We start from the raw sequence: 415 nt of genomic DNA, 5'->3' as shown, positions 1-415 counted from the left end.
ATTGATATACATAGTCATATACTACCAGGTGTTGATGATGGTTCCTGTGACTTAGAGAACTCCATTTCGATGGCCAAGCAAGCTGTCGTACAGGGCATACACTCTGTCATTGCAACTCCTCATCATGAGAATGGTAAGTTTACAAATGAGATTGAATTTGTTGAATTGCGTGTGAAATTATTTCGGGAAGAACTTGAAAAAAGGAATATTCCGCTTCGTGTACTTGTTGGTCAAGAAGTGCGGGTATACCGAGGAATAATTGAGGATATAGAAGTCAAGAGAACATCAACGTTAAATGGTTCTCGGTACATGTTGTTAGAGTTTCCTTCTGACCGGATATCAACAGGTACTCATGAGCTGCTGCACAGAGTTTCCTTCTGACCGGATATCAACAGGTACTCATGAGCTGCTGCAC

The 415-nt window shown here is 41.4% G+C and carries 1 protein-coding gene; it reads left to right on the top strand.

Annotation, left to right across the window (positions count from 1 at the left end):
- Nucleotides 1–381: CpsB/CapC family capsule biosynthesis tyrosine phosphatase (locus AC1DUA_RS40795; RefSeq protein ID WP_477505035.1), on the top strand; the 381-nt coding region annotated here is incomplete at its 5' end.
- Nucleotides 382–415 lie beyond the last annotated feature (34 nt).

This window comes from Paenibacillus sp. 01T422 (assembly GCF_056398785.1).
Note: the sequence above shows the minus strand (reverse complement) of the source record. Positions and strands in the feature narration are given on the sequence as shown.